The sequence below is a fragment of the Denitratisoma sp. DHT3 genome, assembly GCF_007833355.1.
Classification (GTDB): Bacteria; Pseudomonadota; Gammaproteobacteria; order Burkholderiales; family Rhodocyclaceae; genus Denitratisoma.
Genome location: NZ_CP020914.1, coordinates 1441331 through 1461975 on the forward strand (window position 1 = coordinate 1441331; position 20645 = coordinate 1461975).

Below are 20645 nucleotides of genomic sequence, written 5' to 3' on the forward strand. Positions count from 1 at the left end.
GATGTCGAAGGCGCGAGCCCTGACAACCGACCGGGTGATGCAAAGACGACTGTCTACATTTCGCCACGCCCGCCAACTTCGATCTTTCGCCACAGGGACTTGGAATCACTCAGCCAGTGATAGCGAACGAAGGCCGACAAATCGGCGTCATCGTCGATGGAAAGGATGAAGCGCTCGATACCGTCCCCGCTGCCGTTGAGCGCCAGACCGGTCCGGTTTTCGCGGAACTTGGCCAGACACTCGGCGTCGTAGCGGTCACGCATCTTCTGCGTGTCGATATCGATACAGAGCGAGACCCGGACACCCCGGTTTCTGGCTTCCTCCAATGAGACGGCGTCCGCCACCACCCGCCGCAGGCGAGCGATATAGGCTTCCGGCTTCATCCAGCGACCGTGTGGCTTGAGCGATCCGCCTTCGCAGGCGGCCGCAAACTCCACGACGGTTTGCATGACCTGCCAGGACATGCCGAGGGCCATGCAGGACCACCGACGCGGACGCTTGCCGTCCTGCCGATAGACATTGTTGTCACCCCCCAGCGAAGCCAGAATGAAATGGTCTTCGTAGGCGGATTCGATACGTTCCTTGGGCAGACGAATTGCCACCCAGTCATACTCGATGCGATACGACATGTGATGCCTCCAGAATTGAATGCCGGAGACACCTATCCCTTCCGGGCGATGTCCCCGGACGGGTGATGGCCGTGAGGCCGAATGGATTTACAACTGCTCGGCCTTGGCTTGCGAACACAGGTAGAGCAGACAGCTCGAATTGCGCGGCCCCCACCAGCGATGCCAGCGGACCTGTACTTTGGCTTTCTGCTCCGCCGGCAAACCGAAATAGGTCTGCCGGGCGATTCGCCACCATTTGGCGGTGAATTGGCGCCGTTCGACCTCGACGACGTCTGCACGCTGCGCACGGCGGGACATGACTTCATCCACCGATGGCTGCAATGCCGCGACCTGATCCGCGAAAAGCGGTAAGGCCTCGCGTTCTGCCTTCTGCTTGCGCAAAACGGCGGAGCGTTTTCTCGGGGTATCCCGAAAACCTTCATAGCGGGGATAGTGATCGAACATCATGACCATCCCCTGGCCACGCGAATCGCTTCGCGCAGCATTCGTACATCGTGCTTCATGGTGCCTCCAGTAAAAAATCGGGAGGCAGCGACCCTGTCGGGAGCGAGCCCCCACAGGGTTGAGAAATGCTGTTTGTTTCCAGCGGCCAGCTACCGCCTTTCAGTCGTTCCCCTATGGGAACGGCCAAACTCGGGTTTTCCACAGCGGGCTACAGTAATGCGCAACCCGTTCCGGAAAGCCCGGCACACGCAACTGCGCGTGCACCGGAAAAATGATCCAGCCATCAGTTCCCTTGAGCCTTGCGCTTACGGCTGCGCGCAGGCTTGGGATAACCGAAACGGGACCATGCCGCCGGATCGACGGGAAGCGGTGTCGTCCGGGCATTTTTGAGATTCACGAAAACACCGTGATAGGCGATCTGGCCGTAGCGGAACAACTCCCACAGCAGATTCAGCGCATACATCGAGACCCCGCGATTGACGAATAGCGACTGCTTGTCGAGGGCATCGGCCAGCGAGCAGGACGGCGTGTCATCTTCGGCTTCCTGCGACTCATCGACGATCTCCGGGAGAAGATCGCCGGCATGAGGCAGCCGGTTCGCATCGGGCTTGGCCCAACGCGCCGGTACGACACCGAGAATGACCTGACCATCATGCAAGCGGTTGCCCATGTCGAGCCAGTACCCGCCGCCAGCGCGTCCCACCGATTCCAGGATCGCTTTGCGCGCCAGACGATTGTCCACACAACCAATCGCCAGATCGGTGCGCAAACTCTCGCCCGCGGTGAGACGCCGTATCTGCGCCTTCCAGCCGGTGCCCATCGCCATGTTGATGCGATTGACGAGTACCGATGCCTTGGAGAGCCCCACGTCGGACGGATAAAACATCTGCCGCCCGACATTGGCTTCCGACACCTGGTCGGCGTCCACAACGGTCACATCCAGTCCCCCGGGGTGACCCAAGGCAAGCATGGCCGTATGCAGCTGGGCCAGTCCCATCAACATCTGGGAACCCGACCCGCCGGCCCCGATGACGGTGACGCGTACCTCCCGCGTGAGCAGTTCAGGCACAAGATGATGGATAGCCATCATTCCCTCCTGTCTGGCCGCTCAGGCCGGTCTCATCGAATGCCAGCGGCAAGAACAGCCCGTTGGCGCATAAACGAAACGCCGTCGAACATTGCCCGCGATCGCAGTTGCCGATCACGCCAGCAATCTTGAACTCCCCGCGATCATCCCGATCGTCCTGCGTCGAGAAGAAGGCCGAGAGGCGACCATGGGAATGCAGGTCGACCACCAGATGCTCGTCGTCGTCGAGGAGCGGCCGGCAATAACGTACATGCGTGCATCCCGTCGATTCTTCCGTCGGAAACACCAGACGCATCTCGCCGGAAACGGCATTCCACACGACCCAACCCACACACTCTTCCGGGCAGCGATCAAGCGCGAACCGGTAGAACTCGATGACCAGATGGCGAGGAATCTTGCCAAAGGTCAGGGAGAGCTCACGGCCCACCCAGCCATACGGCATGGGGACGCTTTTCTGGCAGACCAGCGGCACCCGCAGGTACATCCAGGGACGCCGTGCTTCGAGCCAGAGTCCGTCACCGGTCACCAGAAAGCGATGACCATTCTCGGCCAGGGGCGTGAATCCACCATAGCGCGGTACCGTCACGACAGGCGCCGAGTGTTGCAAGGCGACATCTCTCGCGTCCATCACGCATCTCCTTCCAGCACCGCGGCCTCAAATGCTTGCCGTAGCGTCCAACCCGTCGGAACGAGCGTGCGCGTTGGAAAGCGACTCAGGCGAGCGTCCAGCAGATCCCGCCACAAGGCAAACGGACCGGCCCGGTAACGGGTCAGCCCCCTTGGGGTATGGATGTTCGGATGCGTGAAGTAGGACCGGAAGAAGGCTTCCTCCCAGGCTAGGTGGTTATGTGCCTGATCGCCTTTCGGCAAGCGGGCACTGCCGACACAGATCGTGCCGTTTTGCCAGACGTTGAAGAATGGCGCAACAAACAGCGGTGTGTCGGCATCGGGACGTTGCCGCCCCTTGAACGCAAACACCTTCCATGCCTTCGTGGTCACTACGAACACCAGCCCCGGACAGGGAACCCGTGAGGTTCGCGCACCGAGTTCCTTGCAGTCGAACCAGACCTGTCTGTCCTGTGGATCGCAGTACCAGACGAAGAAACCCGATCCTTCCGCGAGCACATGCGCCGGCTTGATGGCCGGCTTGAGCATCGTTTCCGGATCGAGAATCCGCATCAGCGCCATGAGTCCCGCCTTGCTGGCCGGAACCCCTGCTTGAATCACCGGACGATTGCCATCGTCCGATCCCACATCATGAATCGACACGAACGCCGGCTTGCGTTGCGCATCCTGATAGACCAGGACGGCATGGGTCAGCCGGTACGACTGTTCGCTGGAAAACGTACTGACATTGATCGCCATCGCGACCTCCTTGTTGAAATGGTGCAGGCGTGTCGAGCCCGGCGGGCAGGACATCACCCGCTCCGGGTTAATGGAACTCACAGGGGTTCGGCGATCAGGGCGATCAACCGATCCAGTGATGACAGCAACTGCAACCCCAGGCCGGTCTTATGGAGCCAGACATGGAACCCCTCGGCATCGAGAGGTACTGCCCCGGCGCCAAAGAGATCGGTATAGCCATCGCTGGCGCAGTTCGCGTATTCGATGAAGTCATCGAACACCCGATCCATGGGGTCATCGGCATCCCATCTCAGGTAAGCCCCGAAATAGACAGACTCGACTTCCATGCCGTCCAGGCCGGGAAGCTGCCCGCCATCCGCCATCAATTGTTCGATGTCGAGCAACACGGCGGCTACCGGCGCAACTTCTGGCATGGAGGACTGGATGCGGGACAAGGCCTCCTCATCCAGCACCGGCTTGGCGCGAAGCACCCAGTTCGGGAAATGACCGTCATACCAATCCGGAGAAATTGCATCCCCCAGATCCTCGTCGGTCATGCCCATCGAACGCATCTCATCCAGCCATTCGGCTTGGTCGCTACTCCCTTGCCAGTGGATGTACTCGCACAGATCGCGCGCCGATTGTGGCGTCAGGGCATACAGCGTGCGCCCCGAAGCCCGTTGCAGCCAATACAGCGCCGTCTCGCCCAAACCGGGACAGAGCGTCTCGATCCGGGTCAGCCGATCCTTCATGCCCAACCACTCGACCTGCTCGGACTGGATGGCCCAGTACCACTGGTCATCGTCCTCACTGGCATCCGGAAACAGCGATCCGTAGCCCAATGCCACGGGCGATGCCGCGACATGAGCCTCGAAGCCGATGTGCTGCAACTGCCCGACCATACGGTTGATCCACGTAACCAACGCTTGTTGCACCAGCGTAGGCGGCAGACCGATCGCAGACTCGGGAAGCTCCCCAATCTCCAGCCAGCGCAAGGCCAGCATCGCCCAGCGACGAACATCGAGGCTGGGATTGAGGCTGACCGTGAGCCCACGGCCAAACTGCGGCAGACTCAGAGGATCAGGGCCTGGACGGAAGCGGCCACCTGACAACGATCGCCGGGAGCCACGGTTGCTTGAGACCGGAGCACCAAGCGTTGCAAGGCTTGTACGCATCGTTTCATCTCCTCGTGATCGAAAGCGGGAATCCCGGGAGGGATTCCGCCTTCAAAGTGCGAGAAGTCGCCATCGGCAACGGCTTGAAGCCGTTCCTTGAGCGACACCATGGCCTACTCCTTGCGGAGGACAACAGGCCAACGCCGATCGATCCACCTGACCCATCGTCCCAAGGCGATGGTCAAGCGAGCCACCGGCGTTACAACCGCCGATTGCGGTTCGACATAGCTCAGGCCGTCATCCCGCCGCCGCACCACGACCCGGGAGGTTCGCTGTGCATTGGCCGATAGGCTGCCCTTGGTGCCGACCGCACGCCGGAAGGTATAGATCAACCGATCCCCCTTCTGCTCCGGCCCCTCGATCGAGGCCGTCGTGATCTCCGGATACGTCGCGGAATAGACATCCCGCACCTGCTCCGGCGACAACTCGCAGCCGGGATCGGGCAAGGCAATGCCGTTGTAGGCAAACGAACGCTGCAGCTTCTGAACGGTAATGGTCATGACGCCCTCCTCATGCGAAAAGGTTGTCTTCGACCGGAACGTCGGCGGCTGCCGGCGTCTCGGTCTCATCATCATCGTCATCAGCTGGCGCCGCTACCTTGGCCGTGCCTTTCCTGAGTGCGCCTTCCGCTTTCTTGCTGGCGTCCTTTTTGGCTGCCTCAAGAATGTTGCGGGTGGCTTCCAGTTGCTCGGCCAGCGATTGATGCTCGTCGGCAAAGCTGCGAAGCAATCCGACGAATTGCGCATCCAGCTCCTCCGCCGTTCCAGTCAGGACCAGCGGGATCGCCAACGCCTCGGCATCCTTGGCATCCTTCGGGGTGGGTCGCACCGTGACGGTGATCAGTCCTTCCCTGGCCGATGACAAAGTGACCGCCAGTGCTGCGCAGCCGTCCAACAACGATTTCAGTTCCTGAAAAAACATGGTGGTACCTCCAAAGAGAAAAATTGCAGGCGCACCACGCCCCGTGCGGGGAACGTGGTCCCCGCATGGGTGGAAAGAAACTGTCTTACGCGATGTTGAAGCGCATCGACCGCGGCACCTTGCCCTCGTAGGGGAAAGCCGCCACGTTTAACAGCGCCTTGACGATGTCGTCTTTCTTGCCGCTCATGGCCTTGGCAAATGTCCCGCCCATGGCGACCTTCAAGCCGATTTCGTCGCACATCGCCTCGATTTCGCTCTTGGTGAGCAGCTTGAGAAACTCTTCGCAGAGCTTCCAGTGCCGCCCGAGATCGATCTCGAGATAGGTGAGGATCTGGACCAGAGTCTTCTCCTCGATGCCATCCGCTGCCGATGCCGCCAGTCCGAGGAACAACTTGTCCCGAACGGCTTCATCCGACTGCGCCACCAGGCGTGCTGCCTCGTCCGCCTTGAACACGAAGCTGGTGAACTCCTGCTTGGTGATCGCGGCGAATGCCTTGCCCAGCTTGGTATCGCTGATATGGCGGGCATTGCCCGATAACGCCAGGGCGATGAGTACCGTGAGATTGTTGTCACGATTGCCCATCAACTCCCGACGCAGCGCCTTGCGCCAGACTGTCAGCCGGTAGTCCTTGACCCGTTGCGAGTCCTGGACCTTGGCATCCGACTTGGTATCTGGCTGAGATGCGGCCTTGCCGGATGACTTGGCAGGGGTTGCCGACTTGCCTGACGCTGTCTTTGCAGAACCTTCCGCCGGCGTTGCCTTGTCCTTTTCCAGCTTGATGCGCGCTGCCACCTTCTTGGCATTGCAGCTCGCATCGAAGCACAGGTCGGGATAGACATTGCCCAGCTTGCCGGGCACAGCCGAGATCGCGGCACCGAAGTTCTTGCAGGCGCGGCAGGCTTTTGCCTGTTCGTCGCCTACCCCGGTATCGCCCTCCGCCAGCAGTCGCAGGAGCGTGAAGTTCTCGCCGGGCCGAACGATCCGAATGGTCGGATAGTCGTCAGCCAGCGATGCCTTCTTTGCGTCCAGCGCCGCCTCGGTCTTGCCATCGAAACACGCACCGTGGGTGCAGTGTCCGGCGGCAATCGCCTCGCCAAAGAGCGCCTGCTGATTCCCCGAGTTATGGGAACACGACGTGCACTCGCCCTTGTCGAAGATGGCGCTGCTCAACGCCCGTGAGATCTGCTCAAGCTGCCCGCGAAACTGGGCGACCGTCGGCAGACTGGCCTGTGACAGCAACTTCTCCAACACGGCATCCTGCTTGTCGCGGGTGACCGCAGCCAACAGCTCGGCGTGACCCAGCTGGATGCGCCGCTCGGACAAGGCCCGACGGACCCGTTCCGAACAGTTCATCAGTGCCAGGCGCTTGTCGAGCGTGGTTCGCGACCATCCCAGACGACGTGAGGCCTCGTCCCGATCTCCCTGACAGCGGCCAAGAATCTTGGCGGCCGCTTCGGCTTCTTCGGTCGGACTCATGTCCGCACGCTGGATGTTTTCGATCAGCGCCGCCTCGTCGGCTTCGCCATCGTCCAGGTCGCGCACCAGTGCCGGGATTTCATACTCATCCCCAAACACCTTCTTTGCCGCACGCCAGCGACGCTCGCCGGCAACGATCTCGTAACGCCCCGCATCGCGGGGACGCACGAGGATCGCCTGCAGCACGCCCTTGGATTTCACGGAATCTTCCAACGCCGTCATTTCCGAGGGATCGAAGTAGCCTCGGGGATTGCGGCCGGGAAGGATGTTCCCGACCTTGATTGATGCTTGCAGTTGCATGATGCCTCCATTGAAAAATGGCAGGCAGCCGCATCCCCGGACGGGAATGCAACTGTCCCGCCAGGGGTGAAATGAATCGTCAATGAGTGTGTCGCCGCCGGTAACGTTCCAGCACCCGATCCCGAATTTCTTCGTCATCGAGGCCAAACAGACGGCAACACGCCCGGTAGGTAAAAGCACCGGACTCCGAACGTGGCGCCCGCATCCAATCGAGAATGTCTGCCCGTGTTCTGGCGGACACCCTCAGATCGAACAGGTCGTGCAGCGATTTCTCCAGAAGGAGACCATGCAGCCGCAGGATGTCATCCTCGGTCCATGGAATCACCTCATCAAACTTTGCTTCACGTCCTGCCATGCGAGCTGGATCAGGCCGATGGTCCTGACCGCTTTCCTTGTGCATGGCCATCTCCGTCATCAGCACGCGAATTGCCTGCGCTAGTGGCGGTCGTCGGCCTTGACCAGGCGGTAGCTGTCGTACTCCAACTGATAGCCGTTGCCCTGAATCACGCTCAGAAGTTCGTTACGCGCCAGTACCACAGCGGCATCGTCTTCCTTGCTCAGGGTCAGGAAACCGACCTTGTCGAGCACTTGCACCGCCCGCGCACAGATCCGGATGGCTCCGAACTCCGTGTCACCGAGCATGGTCATTTGCCATCCTCCCCGAAAATGTCATTCGCCGAGGAAGACGGATTGGCCAGTGCAGACTTGCGGCTGCGATAGGCGCGCAGCACCTGTTCCAGCTCGGTGCCCTCGAACGAGCCTTCAGCCCGGACATAGACTTCATCCAGTTCGTCGGTCGTTGCCGTCCTGCCGATGATGGCCAGGGTGTCCTGCAGCAGCTTGCCAGTGGCGTGAGGCTCGACGCCTTTGGGCGACTCCGCCTTGTCAGACTTGCTACCCTTATCACCGGACTCGGTCGTGGGTTGAATGATCTCCCCCGTTTCCTCGTCGATGATCGGTGCCCAGGAGCCTTCGATGGCTTCGGTGATTCCGATGTTCTGGTTTTCACCTCGCTCGGTCACCTCATCGAGCGCCAGCGCCATCGCCAGTTCAGGCGACTTCGGCAACAGGTTGCACAGCCGCCGAATCACGGTCTTGAGGCCCATCGGGACGAAATGCGTATCCCATGGACTTTCCTTGCCGTACTTCTTGGCCATCTGGTAGCCCCGCGAGTTATCGCGCACCTGTTCGATCTGTTCCTTCGACAGGGCGTGAAACGTGCGAGTGCCGTCCTTGAAAACCGCAACCGCATAGAAGCCCACGATCACACCGCGCTCCTCGTCGGAGGCAGGGAATCCGTTCTTCTTCAACGGTTCGTGCATCAGGGTCCGGTTAAGGCCCAGGACGATGTCGAACTTGTCGTTGATGCGAACTTCGTGACCGTAGATGTCCTGCACGATGCCGCTGTTGCGGGCCAGCTTCATGAGTCCCTGATAACCGGGGATCAACTGGCACTGATTGCCGAAAGGAACGAGGTGGGCTTCGCCCATCAAGCCGACTTCGAGCCCGAGCTGGCTGGACTGGATCACCGCCGCAAAGACGCTGCGGGGATCGGTCTGGGCCAGTTTCGGGTTCATGCGGAACGCGGTCAGTGCGATGCGCACCATGCGATCCGGACTCAAGTGCTTGGGCAGTGCGCGGGCAATTTCGCCTTTGAACTGCTCCAGCATGGCCGGGAACGGCACCACGTTGGACTGCACGCCTTGGCGGGACTTCTGGATGTTGCGTAGGGTTTGAGACATGGTTTTCTCCAAAGAAGAATGGCGAAGACACCTGTCTCCCTGGACGGGGATGTGTATCCCCGCCGGGGTTGATGACCTACAAAGAAATGCCGCGGATTAGGCGGCGTCCAGCTCGAAGGCTTCTGTGTTGGCTGCCCAGCGTGGCAGGGAGATCAGTTCAATCTCGCCACCCGGTTGGTATGCCGGCCAGTTGTTTGATGCCTGGCACCACTTCAAGAGCTGAAGCGCCGCCCGGTATTTCTTGCGCCCGATCTCGATCACGTCGGGATCGGCGCGATACACCGCTACCGCATGCGGCGCGTCCTTCTCCACGGCGACAAACAGGAACGGAAGCTCCATTCCGGTCACGGCCTTGATCCCGTCGACGTAGTACGCCGCCTGGATGTCGTAGCCGAAGTTCGCAATGGATTTGGAGAACCCGCTACTGCTGGCATCGACGCAGGTCTTGAGATCAACGATGGCTTCACCGTTGAACCAATCCGGCCGACACTTGCAGTTGAGGCCCGTGTCCGCATCCGTCCAGAACGCCGAGAGCTCGGCGTCACCAACGGACAGAAGTCGTGCCGCCCCTTGATGGGCAAACACGGCACGCTGCACCAGGGTGAGCGTGGCCATCTCCTCGGAAGTAATCACGATCTTGCCCTGATTGGCTTCCTCGAAGCGTGCTGCTGCTTCCTTGCCTTCCTTCGTGCGACGGTCGAACTTCTCGGCCACCACGAATTCCTCGGCAAAGCGATCCTGCTCCAGTACATAGGTATGCACTGCAGTACCGAACGCCATGGCAGGTGTCGGTTGATGCGGATGATCCAGATACTCGCGCAGGTGGGCCGGGCTTTTGAGCATCTTGACGATACCCGAATGGCCGATGGCTTTCTCCGCGTGATACTGCGTGGCCGGCATGACGAGCAGGCCGGGATGATTGAGTTTCATGATGCCTCCAGAGTGAATGCCGGAAGCACCGACCCGAACCGGGGCGTTGTCCCCGGCTGGGTTGGAAAATGCTGTTTGTTTCGCGCGGCCAGCTACCGCTTTTCAATCGAACGGATAACCGTCCGATCAAATCTGTCTTTCCGCAGGACGCTCGGGGCGAACGCCCTCGGGAAAGCCCCGGAGGTCCGGGGCGATGGGATCATTCGATGGTTCCGGCTTTGCGCGCCATGTCGAGTGCCTTCAGCAACATGTCGCGGGTTTCCATGTCCCGCTTGCCTTCCCTCAGCCGTTGGTAGAGATCGCAGGCAAAGGCCATGGGCAGCGGGTCGAACAATCGAACGAGATAGGGATTGAGTTTCATGATTTTCTCCAGAGGTTGTTGAGATTCCCTGGCGAAAACCGCATCCAAAATGGAGCGATCCCCGCAGGACAAAGGGCTCTTCGAGAAAAGCGCTTTGTGCTGCGGGGAAGACCCCCACAGGCAATACTGCGAACTACAGACCGAGCGCGCGAACGATCGGACGGCTGATGATCCAGCCAGAGATGCAGCATGCGAGAAGAACGAGTTCCATGAGGTGCCTCCTGAAATGAAAAAAGGGGCACCGATCCCCTTGCGGAGGCGATGCCCCCGCTGGGGTGGAAATTTCAGGCAATGACTTCGAAGGAAGCCTTTGCCGTGTGGCCGGAATCGTTGCCGGTCCCGTTGCGGCGTAGATACGCCGGTATGTCGTACTGCCGCCAATCCGTGATCACTTCCTCGGCCGGTACTTCATCTGCCTCTGCCACCACCTCCTCGACCTTGGCCTGGAGGCGAACACGCAGGAATGAGCCACGAATGGCTTCCAGCGCAAACTGAAGAAACGAAAGGATCAGATGCAGGCCTGCCAGCATGGCCAGGACAAGAATGACGCGTTCCACGAACAAACCTCCAAAGGTGATGGAGGTCCTTCCCCCAGGGGAGGAAGGACCTCCCGGTGGGGAAACAAGAAACGTGCGACTCAGAACGGCTCGATGTCGGGTACATCCTCGAATGCAGGACCCGTAGCAGCTGCAGGCTTGCCTTTACCGTTGCCGGTACGCTTGCCTTTGCCTGCGTCGGGTGCATCATCATCCGCTGGACGCGTGCCGAGCATCTTCATCTCGCTGGCGAGAATTTCGACGACATAACGATCCTGCCCCGCCTTGTCCTGCCATTTGCGGGTCTGGATGCGACCTTCGACGTAGACGGGCGAGCCCTTCTTCAGGTACTCGCCTACGACCTCCGCCGTGCGACCAAAAAAGACGACACGGTGCCATTCAGTGATTTCCTTCTTTTCACCGGACGACTTGTCCTTGTACGTCTCCGTCGTTGCGATCCGAATCGTTGCGATCGCTTCGCGGTTCTGCGTGTAACGAACCTCAGGGTCGGCACCCAAGTTGCCGATGAGGGTGACTCTGTTTAGTGATGCCATGACTACCTCCTGACAAAAGTTGAAATTGGCAGGAAGGCCGTCATCACCTGACGGGGTATCCCCGCCGGGGTTTGAAATGCTGTTTGTTTGGGAAGGCCAGCTACCTTCACCGTGTCCGCCATAAGGAGGACATGAGATGGGCGCATTCTGGCCATCTGGAAAGTTTTCAGGCTGTTGAAATATGCCCTTTTTGGACGCATTTCAGACGCCATAGATGATTCGTCCTGACTACTCTCCCGAGGCTATTCCAATCGGGAGACAGTCATGGCCACACGGCAGTACAAACTTTCAACCAACATACCCACCGTCAGGCTGAGCAATAGCCGACCGTTCATTACCCAGAAGGCTCTGCTGAATTCCTTACATGCCCAGCAGATATTCGAGCGTGGCTACGACATGTGCGCCAATAGCCTGTTCTCGCTGACTGTCGTTTTGCGCTTCATCGGCACCGAAGAACAGGCCCAGGCGGTAGAAGCAATGGTTGATGACCTTCTCAACAAGACCCTGGAGGAGATTCGCCAGGAGATCAAGCGCATGCAGGATATGAGCGAAGCCAATGGCTGCGAGACGATGATCGGCTATACCAATGCCCGTACCGTCGAGATTCAGATCACGTCGCCGCGCTCGATACGGTTTCTCGCCATCATCCGCGAGTTCGATCAGTTGATCGCCGCGATGGATACCCTATGGCTTGCCTGTCTCATCGACGACACGCACTACGCCATCGAGGCATATCAATGGAAACGCAGGATTCTTCGAGTAGCCGGGCAAATTCGCACCCTTGCCACGCGCGCGATTCTGGCGGCACGCAAGAAGGAAACCGTGGAACTTGCAGCGGAGGAAAAAGAGTCGGTGGTCGTCAGAGAGTTCGCAACGCCAAACAATGACACGAGCAAAGCCGGGGATAACGTTGATTCGTGATTGCGGGAGCCGTTTTCAATCACATTTTCGGCAATGCTGACTTGCCGCAGATCGAATGATCGTGACGTTTTTTTTCTGGGCATTCCGCCATCAAATATCCAACTTGCGCAAGCGCAGCGCATTGAGTACCACCGAGAGCGACGAGGCGCTCATGGCGAAGGCGGCAAAGATAGGGCTGATCAGGATGCCGAAGAAGGGATAGAGCGCTCCGGCTGCGATGGGGACTCCCGCCGCGTTATAAATCAGCGCAAAAAACAGGTTCTGCTTGATATTGCGCATGGTTGCACGGGACAAGCGCCGCGCCCGCACGATACCGCCGAGGTTTCCCTTGACCAGCGTGAAGCCGGCACTTTCGATGGCGACATCCGCCCCCGTGCCCATGGCGATACCGACATCGGCTTGAGCCAGTGCGGGTGCGTCGTTCACCCCGTCGCCGGCCATGGCCACCTTGCGGCCCTGTGCTTGCAGTTCCTGGATGATGCGCGCCTTGTCGGCCGGCAGCACGTCTGCGCGAATTTCGTCGATTCCCAGCCGTGCCGCCACGGCGCGTGCCGTACGCTCGTTGTCGCCGGTCGCCATGATGATGCGAAATCCCAGGTCGTGGAGTGCCTTGAGCACCGCCGGCGTCGTCTCCTTGATCGGGTCGGCAACGCTCAACAGGCCGGCAACCGCTCCGTCGAGAACGACGTACATCACCGTCTCTCCCTGATCGCGACGGGCATCGGCATCCGCAGAGTGCTGCTGCGCCGAAAGCCCCAAGTCGTCGAGCAGCCTCGCGTTTCCCAGCGCGACGTCGCGGCCATCGATCCGGCCCTTGACGCCTTTGCCGGTGATGGCTTCGAAATCCTCGGCACGGGCCGGCGCAATTCCGCGCTCCTCGGCACCGACGACGATGGCCTCGGCCAGCGGGTGTTCGGAACCGCGCTCCAGGCTCGCCGCGAGTCTCAATACCTCGTTCTCATCATGCCCTTCGGCCGGCAGCACGGCAATAAGCTTGGGTTTCCCGACGGTAAGCGTGCCGGTCTTGTCCACGATCAGCGTATCTACCTTGGCGAAACGCTCAAGCGCTTCGGCGTTTTTGATCAGCACGCCTGCCTGGGCGCCACGGCCGGTCGCGGTCATGATCGACATGGGCGTGGCCAGCCCGAGCGCACAGGGACAGGCGATGATCAGAACCGCGACCGCCGCCACCAGCGCATAGGCGAACGCCGGCGCCGGTCCCCACAGGGCCCAGGCGATGAAGGCCAACACGGCGCTGCCGATCACCGCCGGCACGAATCGACCGGCAACCATGTCGGCAAATTTCTGGATCGGGGCGCGCGATCGTTGGGCATTGGCCACCATATCGACGATCTGCGCAAGCAGGGTGTCAGCCCCAACCCGCACGGCTTCCATGACGAAGGTCCCGTTACCGTTGAAGGTGGCACCGGTCACCGCTTCGCCCGCCACCTTCTCCACCGGCACCGGTTCGCCGGTGACCATCGACTCGTCGACCGAGGAGTGCCCCTCGATCACCACACCATCCACCGGCACCTTGTCGCCGGGGCGCACCCGCAGGCGGTCGCCCACGCGGACCTGCTCCAGGGGTATCTCCTCCTCGCTGCCATCCGGGCGGATCACCCGAGCCGTTTTGGCAGCCAGGTCGAGCAGTGCGCGGATGGCTCTGCCGGTACCTTCCCGGGCCTGCAGTTCCATTACCTGGCCGAGCAGGACCAGGGTGACGATGACCGCTGCAGCCTCGAAATAGACGCCGACCGTGCCATCCTCCATACGAAATCCAGCCGGAAAGACACCCGGTGCCGTCACCGCGACGATGCTGAAAAGATAGGCCGCGCCAACCCCCATGGCGATCAGGCTGAACATGTTGAGGTTCTTCGTGACGAAGGATGTCACCCCGCGCGTGAAGAAAGGCCATCCGGCCCACAGGATCACCGGCGATGAAAGAAGCACCTCCGCCCATTGTGCCGTGCGTTCGCCCAGCCCTTCGCGAATGAACCCCAGGCCAATCAAAGGTCCCATGGTCAGGATCAGCAGCGGGATGCTGAACGCCGTGCCGACCCACAGTCGGCGAGTGAAATCGACCAGTTCCGGATTGGGACCGTCGGCGGCTGTCGGCACCCCCATCGGTTCCAGCGCCATGCCGCACTTGGGACATTCGCCGGGTGTGTCGCGGATGATCTCCGGATGCATCGGGCAGGTCCATTTCGTACCCTTCGGGACATCCGGAACCGCCGGTCGATTAGCCGTGTACCGATCGGGGCTGGCGACAAACTTGTCGTGACATTTCTGCGAGCAAAAATGATAGACGACCCCTTCGTGCTCGGCACTGGGCTTGCCGGCATCCAGCGTCACGTTCATGCCACACACCGGATCTTTCGAGTTCGCGGCGCCATGCTCGTGATGATGGTGCTCATGCCGCGGCGCGGATTTGTCGGTCATGGTCGTTTGCTCCTTGTCCATTTCATCCCCTTCGATTCACGACGACGCTCATCTGACGGGTGAATCCGGCGCGCCCGGGTCGTTGGATGTGCGCCGATGCGGAAAGAAGGCCGGGGTCGCTTGCACATAGCGTGTCCACGCCTCGCCAAAGGCGGCAGCGGAATCGCGTTCCTCGCGCCGGGCGAGACGCACATACACGATGAGCAGGATGGGAAACATCACCAGCGTAATCAGCGTCGGCCATTGAAGCAGGAACCCGGCCATGATCAGGACGAAGGCGACGTACTGCGGATGGCGCACACGCGCGTAAGGGCCGCTGGTCGCCAGCCGATTGCTTGCCTGCGCCGCATAGAGCACGTGCCATGCGGCCGCGAGCAACCAGAAGCCGCCGCCGATGAACGCGGCAGACAACAGGTGGAACGGCCCGAAGTGCGGGTTGGCGCGCCAGCCGAACATCACTTCCAGAAGATGACCCGAATCGTGGGCGAGGAAGTCCACGCCGGGGAACTGCTTGGTCAGCCAGCCCGAGAGCAGATAGATGGTGAGCGGAAATCCATACATCTCCGTGAACAGCGCAACCACGAAGGCCGAAAACATGCCCAGGGTGCGCCAGTCGCGAGCACTATGAGGCTTGAAGAAGCTGAAGGCAAAGAAGATGAACAGCGCCGAGTTGATCAGCACCAGCGACCACAGGCCATAGGCGGGAACAGCTTCTGTCATTTTCCTGTTCCATCGTTGGACCTGCCGTCGCCTCCGCCATGGCCATGGCCGCCGTGCATGAACAGGTGCATCAGCGGACAGGCGAGAAGGATCAGGTAGGGCAGCCAGCCGATCAGGCCGGAGAGATGCATCCTGTGCTCAAAGGCCAGGAGCAGAACCGCGAGGAGTGCGAAACCGCCGAAGACCCAACGGGAGCGACGGCTTGTCCTGACGGGAGTCGCATGCGGTGTCCCGTGCGCGGAATGGTCATGGGTTTGCATCGTATTCTTCTGTAGGCATTGACTTGGGTGGCATGCCGTGCTGGCGGTGCGCCCGAAGATAGCTTTTCGGGTCGGCCAGGAAGGCATCCCGGCACACCTGTGCGCAAAAGTAATAGGTCTTGCGCTGATGCTCCGCTTCTGCGACCGCAGTGAGTCGGCTGACGACCATGCCGCAAACGGGATCCTTGTAGTTCGTGTCGTCGGAACGATGTTTCATTTGCCCTCCTGGATGTTGATCGATTTCGATGAACTTCACGTCACTGTCACTATGCCCGCGACAACCTGACGCGAACATGACGCCGAAATGACATTTTCGTCAGCAGGGCCGGACTATCCCTTAGGGGTCGTCTCAGAATTCGGAAAATAAAGCACGTTAAGGCCTAGTCGCCCTGTGACCACCCCGCGCCGGCGTCGCGAGGTTCGCTCCGTCTTGCAGTGACGCAATCAGTGGGCAGGAAACGTTCCCCTTTCGCGCATGGCAGGCGCACACCAACTCAGACAACACGGCCTCCATGCGCGCCAGGTCAGCCATCTTCTCGCGCACATCCTTGAGCTTGTGCTCGGCCAGACTACTGGCTTCCTCGCAATGGGTGCCGTCCTCCAGTTTCAGAAGCTGGCCGATCTCGTCCAGGCTGAATCCCAGGCGCTGGGCTGACTTCACGAACTTCACCCGCGCCACGTTCGCCTGCCCGTAGCGGCGGATGCTCCCATACGGCCGCTCTGGCTGGGGCAGCAAGCCCTTAAGTTGGTAGAACCGGATGGTCTCCACATTGACCCCGGCCGCCTTGGCGAAAACACCAATGGTCAGGTTCTCCAAATTGTTTTCCATTTCGCTTGACTCCGTACATAACTACGGAAGTAAGGTTACGCTATCCAATTCAAATTCGAAAGGACAAGCGCATGTCTGAATCACAAAACCGGCGCGGGGCGCTCTTCACCGGAGGGCTGGCCGCCATCCTCGCCTCAACTTGCTGCCTCGGGCCGCTGGTTCTGGTCGCCCTGGGGTTCAGCGGCGCTTGGATCGGCAACCTGACGGTGCTGGAGCCGTATCGGCCGATATTCATTGGCGCAGCGCTCATCGCGCTTTTCTTCGCCTGGCGCAGCATCTTCCGACCTGCCCATGCCTGCAAGCCCGGCGACGTCTGCGCCGTGCCCCAGGTGCGGACGGCCTACAAGGTAATTTTCTGGATCGTCGCGGCGCTGGTCCTGGTGGCTCTCGCGTTTCCCTACATCCTGCCGCTGTTCTACTGAAAGGAGATCACCATGAAGAAACTCATCACCCTCATCGCCCTGGCCGCCGCGTTGAGCGCGCCCGCCTGGGCTGCCACCAAGACTGTCACCCTGTCGGTGCCCGGCATGACCTGCGCCGCGTGCCCGATCACGGTCAAGAAGGCGCTGTCCAAGGTTGCCGGTGTGCAAAAGATCGAGGTCAGCTTAGAGAAACGCGAAGCCATCGTGACCTTCGACGACGCCAAGACCAACGCCGACGCCTTGACCAAGGCCACCGCAAACGCGGGCTACCCGTCCAGCGTCAATCAGTGAGAGCGCAGTCATGGCCGAGGCAATCACTCTCCATATCGAAGGCATGACCTGCGATTGGTGCACGGCGCATGTCAGGGACGCGCTGGAAAAGGTGACCGGCGTGCAATCGGCGCTAGTGTCCTATTCGATGGGCACAGCGCAACTCGCCATTGAGCAGGGCACGTCACCGGATGCACTGACTGCCGCCGTGGCCGGACTGGGCTACCAGGCAACGCTTGCCGATGCGCCGCCGACAGAAAACCGCGCCGGACTGCTCGACAAGGTGCGCGGCTGGACAGGGGCCGCTGATAAACGTAGTGACGGCGAACACCCGTTGCAGATCGCCGTGATCGGCAGCGGCGGGGCCGCGATGGCGGCGGCGCTGAAGGCCGTCGAGCAAGGCGCGAAGGTCACGCTGATCGAGCGCGGCACCATCGGCGGCACTTGCGTGAACGTCGGCTGCGTACCGTCCAAGATCATGATCCGCGCTGCGCATATCGCCCATCTGCGCCGGGAAAGCCCGTTCGACAGCGGTATCACGGCAACCGCGCCTGCGATTGATCGCAACAAACTGCTGGCCCAGCAGCAGGCCCGCGTCGATGAGCTGCGCCACGCCAAGTACGAAGGCATCCTGGACGGCAACCCGGCCATTACCGTTCTGCACGGTGAAGCGCGTTTCAAGGACAGCCAGAGCCTCGTCGTCCGTTTGAACGAGGGTGGCGAGCGCGTCGTGGTGTTCGACCGCTGCCTGGTTGCCACGGGTGCCAGCCCGGCCGTGCCACCGATTCCAGGTTTGAAAGAGTCACCCTACTGGACTTCGACCGAGGCCCTGGTCAGCAACACGATTCCCGAACGCCTGGCCGTGATCGGCTCGTCGGTGGTGGCGCTGGAACTGGCGCAAGCTTTTGCCCGGCTGGGCAGCCAGGTCACGATCCTGGCGCGCAGCACGCTGTTTTTCCGGGAAGACCCAGCCATTGGCGAGGCCGTCACAGCGGCTTTTCGTGCCGAGGGCATCGAGGTGCTGGAGCACACGCAAGCCAGCCAGGTCGCTCATGTGGACGGCGAATTCGTGCTGACCACGGGGCACGGTGAACTACGTGCCGACAAGCTGCTGGTCGCCACCGGCCGCACGCCGAATACCCGCGCCCTTAACCTGGAAGCGGCCAGCGTCAAGGTCAATCCGCAGGGGGCCATCGTTATCGACCAGGGCATGCGCACGAGTAGCCCAAACATCTACGCGGCTGGCGACTGCACCGACCAGCCTCAGTTCGTCTATGTGGCGGCAGCGGCCGGCACCCGTGCCGCGATCAACATGACCGGCGGCGACGCTACCCTCGACCTAACCGCAATGCCGGCCGTGGTGTTCACCGATCCGCAAGTGGCGACCGTGGGCTACAGCGAGGCCGAAGCGCATCACGACGGGATCGAAACCGACAGTCGCACCCTGACGCTGGACAACGTGCCGCGTGCGCTGGCCAACTTCGATACGCGCGGCTTCATCAAGCTGGTCATCGAGGAAGGCAGCGGCCGTCTGATCGGCGTGCAGGCGGTGGCGCCGGAAGCTGGCGAACTGATCCAGACGGCGGTGCTCGCCATCCGCAACCGCATGACGGTGCAGGAACTGGCCGACCAGTTGTTCCCCTACCTGACGATGGTCGAGGGGTTGAAGCTCGCGGCGCAGACCTTCAGCAAGGACGTGAAGCAGCTTTCCTGCTGCGCCGGATGAGGAAAAAGGTGGTGTTCAACGAGCGCCTACACGGTGTCCCGGCTGGCCCTTGATGCCGGGGTGAGCGTGCATATCGTGCGCGACTATCTGCTGAGCGGATTGGTGCGGCCGGTGGCGTGCCCCCCAGGCGGCTACAGACTGTTCTCGGCTGGTAATACATCAACCTGACCGGCGATTATCTGTGGCGCAGCAGCGCCAAGGTCGACGTGGGCAAGTTCAGGCCGCTACGACCGCTGCAACCGGTTTAGCGTGCTCTATTTTCCGTTATCCGAGCCCCCCCCTCTTAGCGCGACCGCGCTGGCGGACGGTTGCAGCAAGCGCCGCTCATCGGATGCGCCTCGTTTTCGATTTCGTTGCCCTCGATGAATTTCCACAGATTGCGGCGCCAGCGATGCAAACCGCCGCGAAGAATGAGGCCCGCTTCGGCAACGACACCTTCAATCTGTGCAAGCGTCGCCTGGCGTAGGTCGTATTCGACCGTGATGCCATCGAGATCGGGAGTGGCGGCAGCGACTCCCATCATGCTCAGGAGTTTGCCGCATGCGACACGAAGCGCCTCCCGTGTCGGCGCGACGAAGCGGAGCCTATGTCTCCGGACGATGGGAACGATATTCTGGACACCTCTTGGCACGGTGTAGAGCGCTGGGGTGGCAATGAAGCGCTCTTGACATTGCGCTGAACAGAAATGGAACTCGAGCCCTTGCCACGTCGTCGAGTACGGTGATGCGGCAACGCCTACAACCATTCCACACACAGGGTCGCGGCTCGTTTCGGGTCTCCTGGTCATGGCCCCCTCCTGTCAAAGCAGAGCATGGAGATGCTGAAAGTCAGCGACGTGCCGGTTATGCGCCGTCCCGCCAGCGCCGACTTTCTGGGCATCCGTCAGATCGCCTGCATGACCCGCTCAAGTTTGCCGCGCACCGTTGCGGCGAGAGGCTCGATGTTCGGGTTGTCGACGAGTTGAAGCACGGCAGCGGGATCCATGAACTCGACAAACACGGCCCCGGCGGCATCCTGGCGGACGACGACATTGCAGGGCAACAGGAGGCCGATGGACGGTTCGGCGGTCATCGCCTGGTGCGCCAGCTTTGGGTTGCAAGCGCCGAGGATGCGATACGGAGGCATGTCCTCATCCAGCTTCTTCTTCATCGTGGCCGAAACATCGATGTCGGTCAGTACGCCGAAGCCTTCTTTCTGCAACTCGGCGGTGACGCATTCGATGGCCTGATCGAATGCAAGCGCGACCTTTTTGCCGAAACCGTAGCGTGTATTCATTGCTCTCTCCTTGTTAAGGGCATGCCCATGCGCGGCTCATCGTTTGTTGTGTCCTTCAAGGTCGGCGCGACGCTCCTGATACTCGTCGCGCCCGATCTCGCCGCGCGCGTAGCGCGCATCCAGAATCTCATGCGGGGACTGCTGTGTTTCGTCCTTGGCACCGCGACTGGAAGCCGCTTTGGCGAACAGCCAGACCAGCAAGATGATCGGCAGTCCCCAGAGCAGGATCATGCCGATACCCATCGGCCAGCCACCGTGATCGTATCCCCACATGGCGATTTCT

The 20645-nt window shown here is 60.9% G+C and carries 29 protein-coding genes and 2 pseudogenes; 5 read left to right on the top strand and 26 right to left on the bottom strand.

Going from position 1 to position 20645, the window contains the following annotated elements; genetic code table 11:
- Nucleotides 1–53: 53 nt before the first annotated feature.
- The 17 genes from B9N43_RS06540 to ssb form a co-directional block, all read right to left on the bottom strand.
- Entirely contained in the window at nucleotides 54–629 is a 576-nt protein-coding gene (locus tag B9N43_RS06540; protein ID WP_145841503.1) for a hypothetical protein, read from the bottom strand.
- Between the two features lie 87 nt (nucleotides 630–716).
- A complete protein-coding gene (locus tag B9N43_RS06545) occupies nucleotides 717–1076 on the bottom strand; it encodes a hypothetical protein (RefSeq protein WP_145841504.1) in 360 nt (119 codons plus the stop codon).
- Nucleotides 1077–1356: 280 nt separating this feature from the next.
- Nucleotides 1357–2163, bottom strand: a complete 807-nt coding sequence (locus B9N43_RS06550) for a PRTRC system ThiF family protein (RefSeq protein WP_222428828.1) — start codon at nucleotides 2161–2163, stop codon at nucleotides 1357–1359.
- Nucleotides 2135–2788, bottom strand: coding sequence for a PRTRC system protein A (locus B9N43_RS06555; RefSeq protein WP_145841505.1), 654 nt, complete (start codon nucleotides 2786–2788; stop codon nucleotides 2135–2137). Before B9N43_RS06555 ends, B9N43_RS06550 begins: the two co-directional genes overlap by 29 nt.
- Nucleotides 2788–3606, bottom strand: coding sequence for a PRTRC system protein B (locus tag B9N43_RS06560; protein ID WP_145841506.1), 819 nt, complete (start codon nucleotides 3604–3606; stop codon nucleotides 2788–2790). Before B9N43_RS06560 ends, B9N43_RS06555 begins: the two co-directional genes overlap by 1 nt.
- Entirely contained in the window at nucleotides 3603–4508 is a 906-nt protein-coding gene (locus B9N43_RS06565) for a PRTRC system protein F (RefSeq protein ID WP_186454014.1), read from the bottom strand. Before B9N43_RS06565 ends, B9N43_RS06560 begins: the two co-directional genes overlap by 4 nt.
- A gap of 68 nt (nucleotides 4509–4576) precedes the next feature.
- The gene (locus B9N43_RS17160; RefSeq protein WP_186454015.1) at nucleotides 4577–4789 is read right to left on the bottom strand and encodes a hypothetical protein; all 213 of its coding nucleotides are present in this window, start codon (nucleotides 4787–4789) and stop codon (nucleotides 4577–4579) included.
- Between the two features lie 3 nt (nucleotides 4790–4792).
- Complete coding sequence (locus B9N43_RS06570) at nucleotides 4793–5179, bottom strand: PRTRC system protein C (protein ID WP_145841508.1); 387 nt, start codon at nucleotides 5177–5179, stop codon at nucleotides 4793–4795.
- 10 nt (nucleotides 5180–5189) lie between these two features.
- On the bottom strand, nucleotides 5190–5600 hold the full coding sequence (locus B9N43_RS06575; RefSeq protein WP_052473506.1) for a PRTRC system protein E: 411 nt from the start codon (nucleotides 5598–5600) through the stop codon (nucleotides 5190–5192).
- Nucleotides 5601–5685: 85 nt separating this feature from the next.
- Nucleotides 5686–7377, bottom strand: a complete 1692-nt coding sequence (locus tag B9N43_RS06580) for a PRTRC system ParB family protein (protein ID WP_145841509.1) — start codon at nucleotides 7375–7377, stop codon at nucleotides 5686–5688.
- Between the two features lie 79 nt (nucleotides 7378–7456).
- Complete coding sequence (locus tag B9N43_RS06585) at nucleotides 7457–7798, bottom strand: hypothetical protein (protein WP_186454016.1); 342 nt, start codon at nucleotides 7796–7798, stop codon at nucleotides 7457–7459.
- 14 nt (nucleotides 7799–7812) lie between these two features.
- On the bottom strand, nucleotides 7813–8019 hold the full coding sequence (locus B9N43_RS06590; RefSeq protein ID WP_145841511.1) for a hypothetical protein: 207 nt from the start codon (nucleotides 8017–8019) through the stop codon (nucleotides 7813–7815).
- Between the two features lie 2 nt (nucleotides 8020–8021).
- Nucleotides 8022–9119: a recombinase RecT gene (locus tag B9N43_RS06595; RefSeq protein WP_145841512.1), complete on the bottom strand. Its 1098-nt coding sequence runs from the start codon at nucleotides 9117–9119 to the stop codon at nucleotides 8022–8024.
- A 96-nt stretch (nucleotides 9120–9215) separates the two neighbouring features.
- Nucleotides 9216–10049: a PD-(D/E)XK nuclease-like domain-containing protein gene (locus tag B9N43_RS06600; protein WP_145841513.1), complete on the bottom strand. Its 834-nt coding sequence runs from the start codon at nucleotides 10047–10049 to the stop codon at nucleotides 9216–9218.
- 199 nt (nucleotides 10050–10248) lie between these two features.
- Nucleotides 10249–10410 (bottom strand): hypothetical protein, encoded by a 162-nt coding sequence (locus tag B9N43_RS17165; protein ID WP_170228062.1) that lies wholly within the window; start codon nucleotides 10408–10410, stop codon nucleotides 10249–10251.
- A gap of 284 nt (nucleotides 10411–10694) precedes the next feature.
- Nucleotides 10695–10967, bottom strand: a complete 273-nt coding sequence (locus tag B9N43_RS06605; protein ID WP_145841514.1) for a hypothetical protein — start codon at nucleotides 10965–10967, stop codon at nucleotides 10695–10697.
- An 80-nt stretch (nucleotides 10968–11047) separates the two neighbouring features.
- Entirely contained in the window at nucleotides 11048–11500 is a 453-nt protein-coding gene (gene ssb / locus B9N43_RS06610; RefSeq protein WP_145841515.1) for a single-stranded DNA-binding protein, read from the bottom strand.
- Nucleotides 11501–11764: 264 nt separating this feature from the next.
- Here ssb and B9N43_RS06615 point away from each other — a divergent pair, with 264 nt between their 5' ends.
- Complete coding sequence (locus tag B9N43_RS06615) at nucleotides 11765–12421, top strand: hypothetical protein (RefSeq protein WP_145841516.1); 657 nt, start codon at nucleotides 11765–11767, stop codon at nucleotides 12419–12421.
- A gap of 90 nt (nucleotides 12422–12511) precedes the next feature.
- Here the strand turns inward: B9N43_RS06615 and B9N43_RS06620 are convergent, their stop codons facing one another.
- From B9N43_RS06620 to merR, 5 genes are all read right to left on the bottom strand, one after another.
- Nucleotides 12512–14860 carry a heavy metal translocating P-type ATPase gene (locus B9N43_RS06620; protein ID WP_222428830.1) on the bottom strand — a complete coding sequence of 783 codons (2349 nt, stop codon included), beginning with the start codon at nucleotides 14858–14860 and terminating at the stop codon, nucleotides 12512–12514.
- 48 nt (nucleotides 14861–14908) lie between these two features.
- Complete coding sequence (locus B9N43_RS06625) at nucleotides 14909–15580, bottom strand: methyltransferase family protein (protein WP_145841518.1); 672 nt, start codon at nucleotides 15578–15580, stop codon at nucleotides 14909–14911.
- On the bottom strand, nucleotides 15577–15927 hold the full coding sequence (locus B9N43_RS17745; RefSeq protein ID WP_409994726.1) for a DUF2933 domain-containing protein: 351 nt from the start codon (nucleotides 15925–15927) through the stop codon (nucleotides 15577–15579). The genes B9N43_RS06625 and B9N43_RS17745 overlap by 4 nt, the downstream gene beginning before the upstream one ends.
- Complete coding sequence (locus B9N43_RS06635) at nucleotides 15827–16096, bottom strand: YHS domain-containing protein (protein WP_261379405.1); 270 nt, start codon at nucleotides 16094–16096, stop codon at nucleotides 15827–15829. The genes B9N43_RS17745 and B9N43_RS06635 overlap by 101 nt, the downstream gene beginning before the upstream one ends.
- Nucleotides 16097–16213: 117 nt before the next feature.
- Nucleotides 16214–16669, bottom strand: coding sequence for an Hg(II)-responsive transcriptional regulator (gene merR, locus B9N43_RS06640; RefSeq protein ID WP_145841521.1), 456 nt, complete (start codon nucleotides 16667–16669; stop codon nucleotides 16214–16216).
- Nucleotides 16670–16740: 71 nt separating this feature from the next.
- Here merR and merT point away from each other — a divergent pair, with 71 nt between their 5' ends.
- From merT to B9N43_RS06660, 4 genes and pseudogenes are all read left to right on the top strand, one after another.
- On the top strand, nucleotides 16741–17091 hold the full coding sequence (merT, locus tag B9N43_RS06645; protein WP_145841522.1) for a mercuric ion transporter MerT: 351 nt from the start codon (nucleotides 16741–16743) through the stop codon (nucleotides 17089–17091).
- Between the two features lie 12 nt (nucleotides 17092–17103).
- Entirely contained in the window at nucleotides 17104–17382 is a 279-nt protein-coding gene (gene merP / locus B9N43_RS06650; protein WP_145841523.1) for a mercury resistance system periplasmic binding protein MerP, read from the top strand.
- Between the two features lie 10 nt (nucleotides 17383–17392).
- On the top strand, nucleotides 17393–19087 hold the full coding sequence (gene merA / locus B9N43_RS06655; protein ID WP_145841524.1) for a mercury(II) reductase: 1695 nt from the start codon (nucleotides 17393–17395) through the stop codon (nucleotides 19085–19087).
- Between the two features lie 33 nt (nucleotides 19088–19120).
- A pseudogene (locus B9N43_RS06660) lies at nucleotides 19121–19231 on the top strand (transcriptional regulator MerD); the annotation flags it as partial.
- A gap of 139 nt (nucleotides 19232–19370) precedes the next feature.
- Here the strand turns inward: B9N43_RS06660 and B9N43_RS17535 are convergent.
- From B9N43_RS17535 to B9N43_RS06675, 4 genes and pseudogenes are all read right to left on the bottom strand, one after another.
- Nucleotides 19371–19610, bottom strand: coding sequence for a hypothetical protein (locus B9N43_RS17535; RefSeq protein WP_261379406.1), 240 nt, complete (start codon nucleotides 19608–19610; stop codon nucleotides 19371–19373).
- Between the two features lie 123 nt (nucleotides 19611–19733).
- A pseudogene (locus tag B9N43_RS17750) lies at nucleotides 19734–19874 on the bottom strand (YHS domain-containing protein); the annotation flags it as partial.
- Between the two features lie 95 nt (nucleotides 19875–19969).
- On the bottom strand, nucleotides 19970–20362 hold the full coding sequence (locus B9N43_RS06670; RefSeq protein ID WP_145841526.1) for a DUF302 domain-containing protein: 393 nt from the start codon (nucleotides 20360–20362) through the stop codon (nucleotides 19970–19972).
- Between the two features lie 36 nt (nucleotides 20363–20398).
- The gene (locus B9N43_RS06675) at nucleotides 20399–20635 is read right to left on the bottom strand and encodes an SHOCT domain-containing protein (RefSeq protein WP_145841527.1); all 237 of its coding nucleotides are present in this window, start codon (nucleotides 20633–20635) and stop codon (nucleotides 20399–20401) included.
- Nucleotides 20636–20645: the final 10 nt, after the last annotated feature.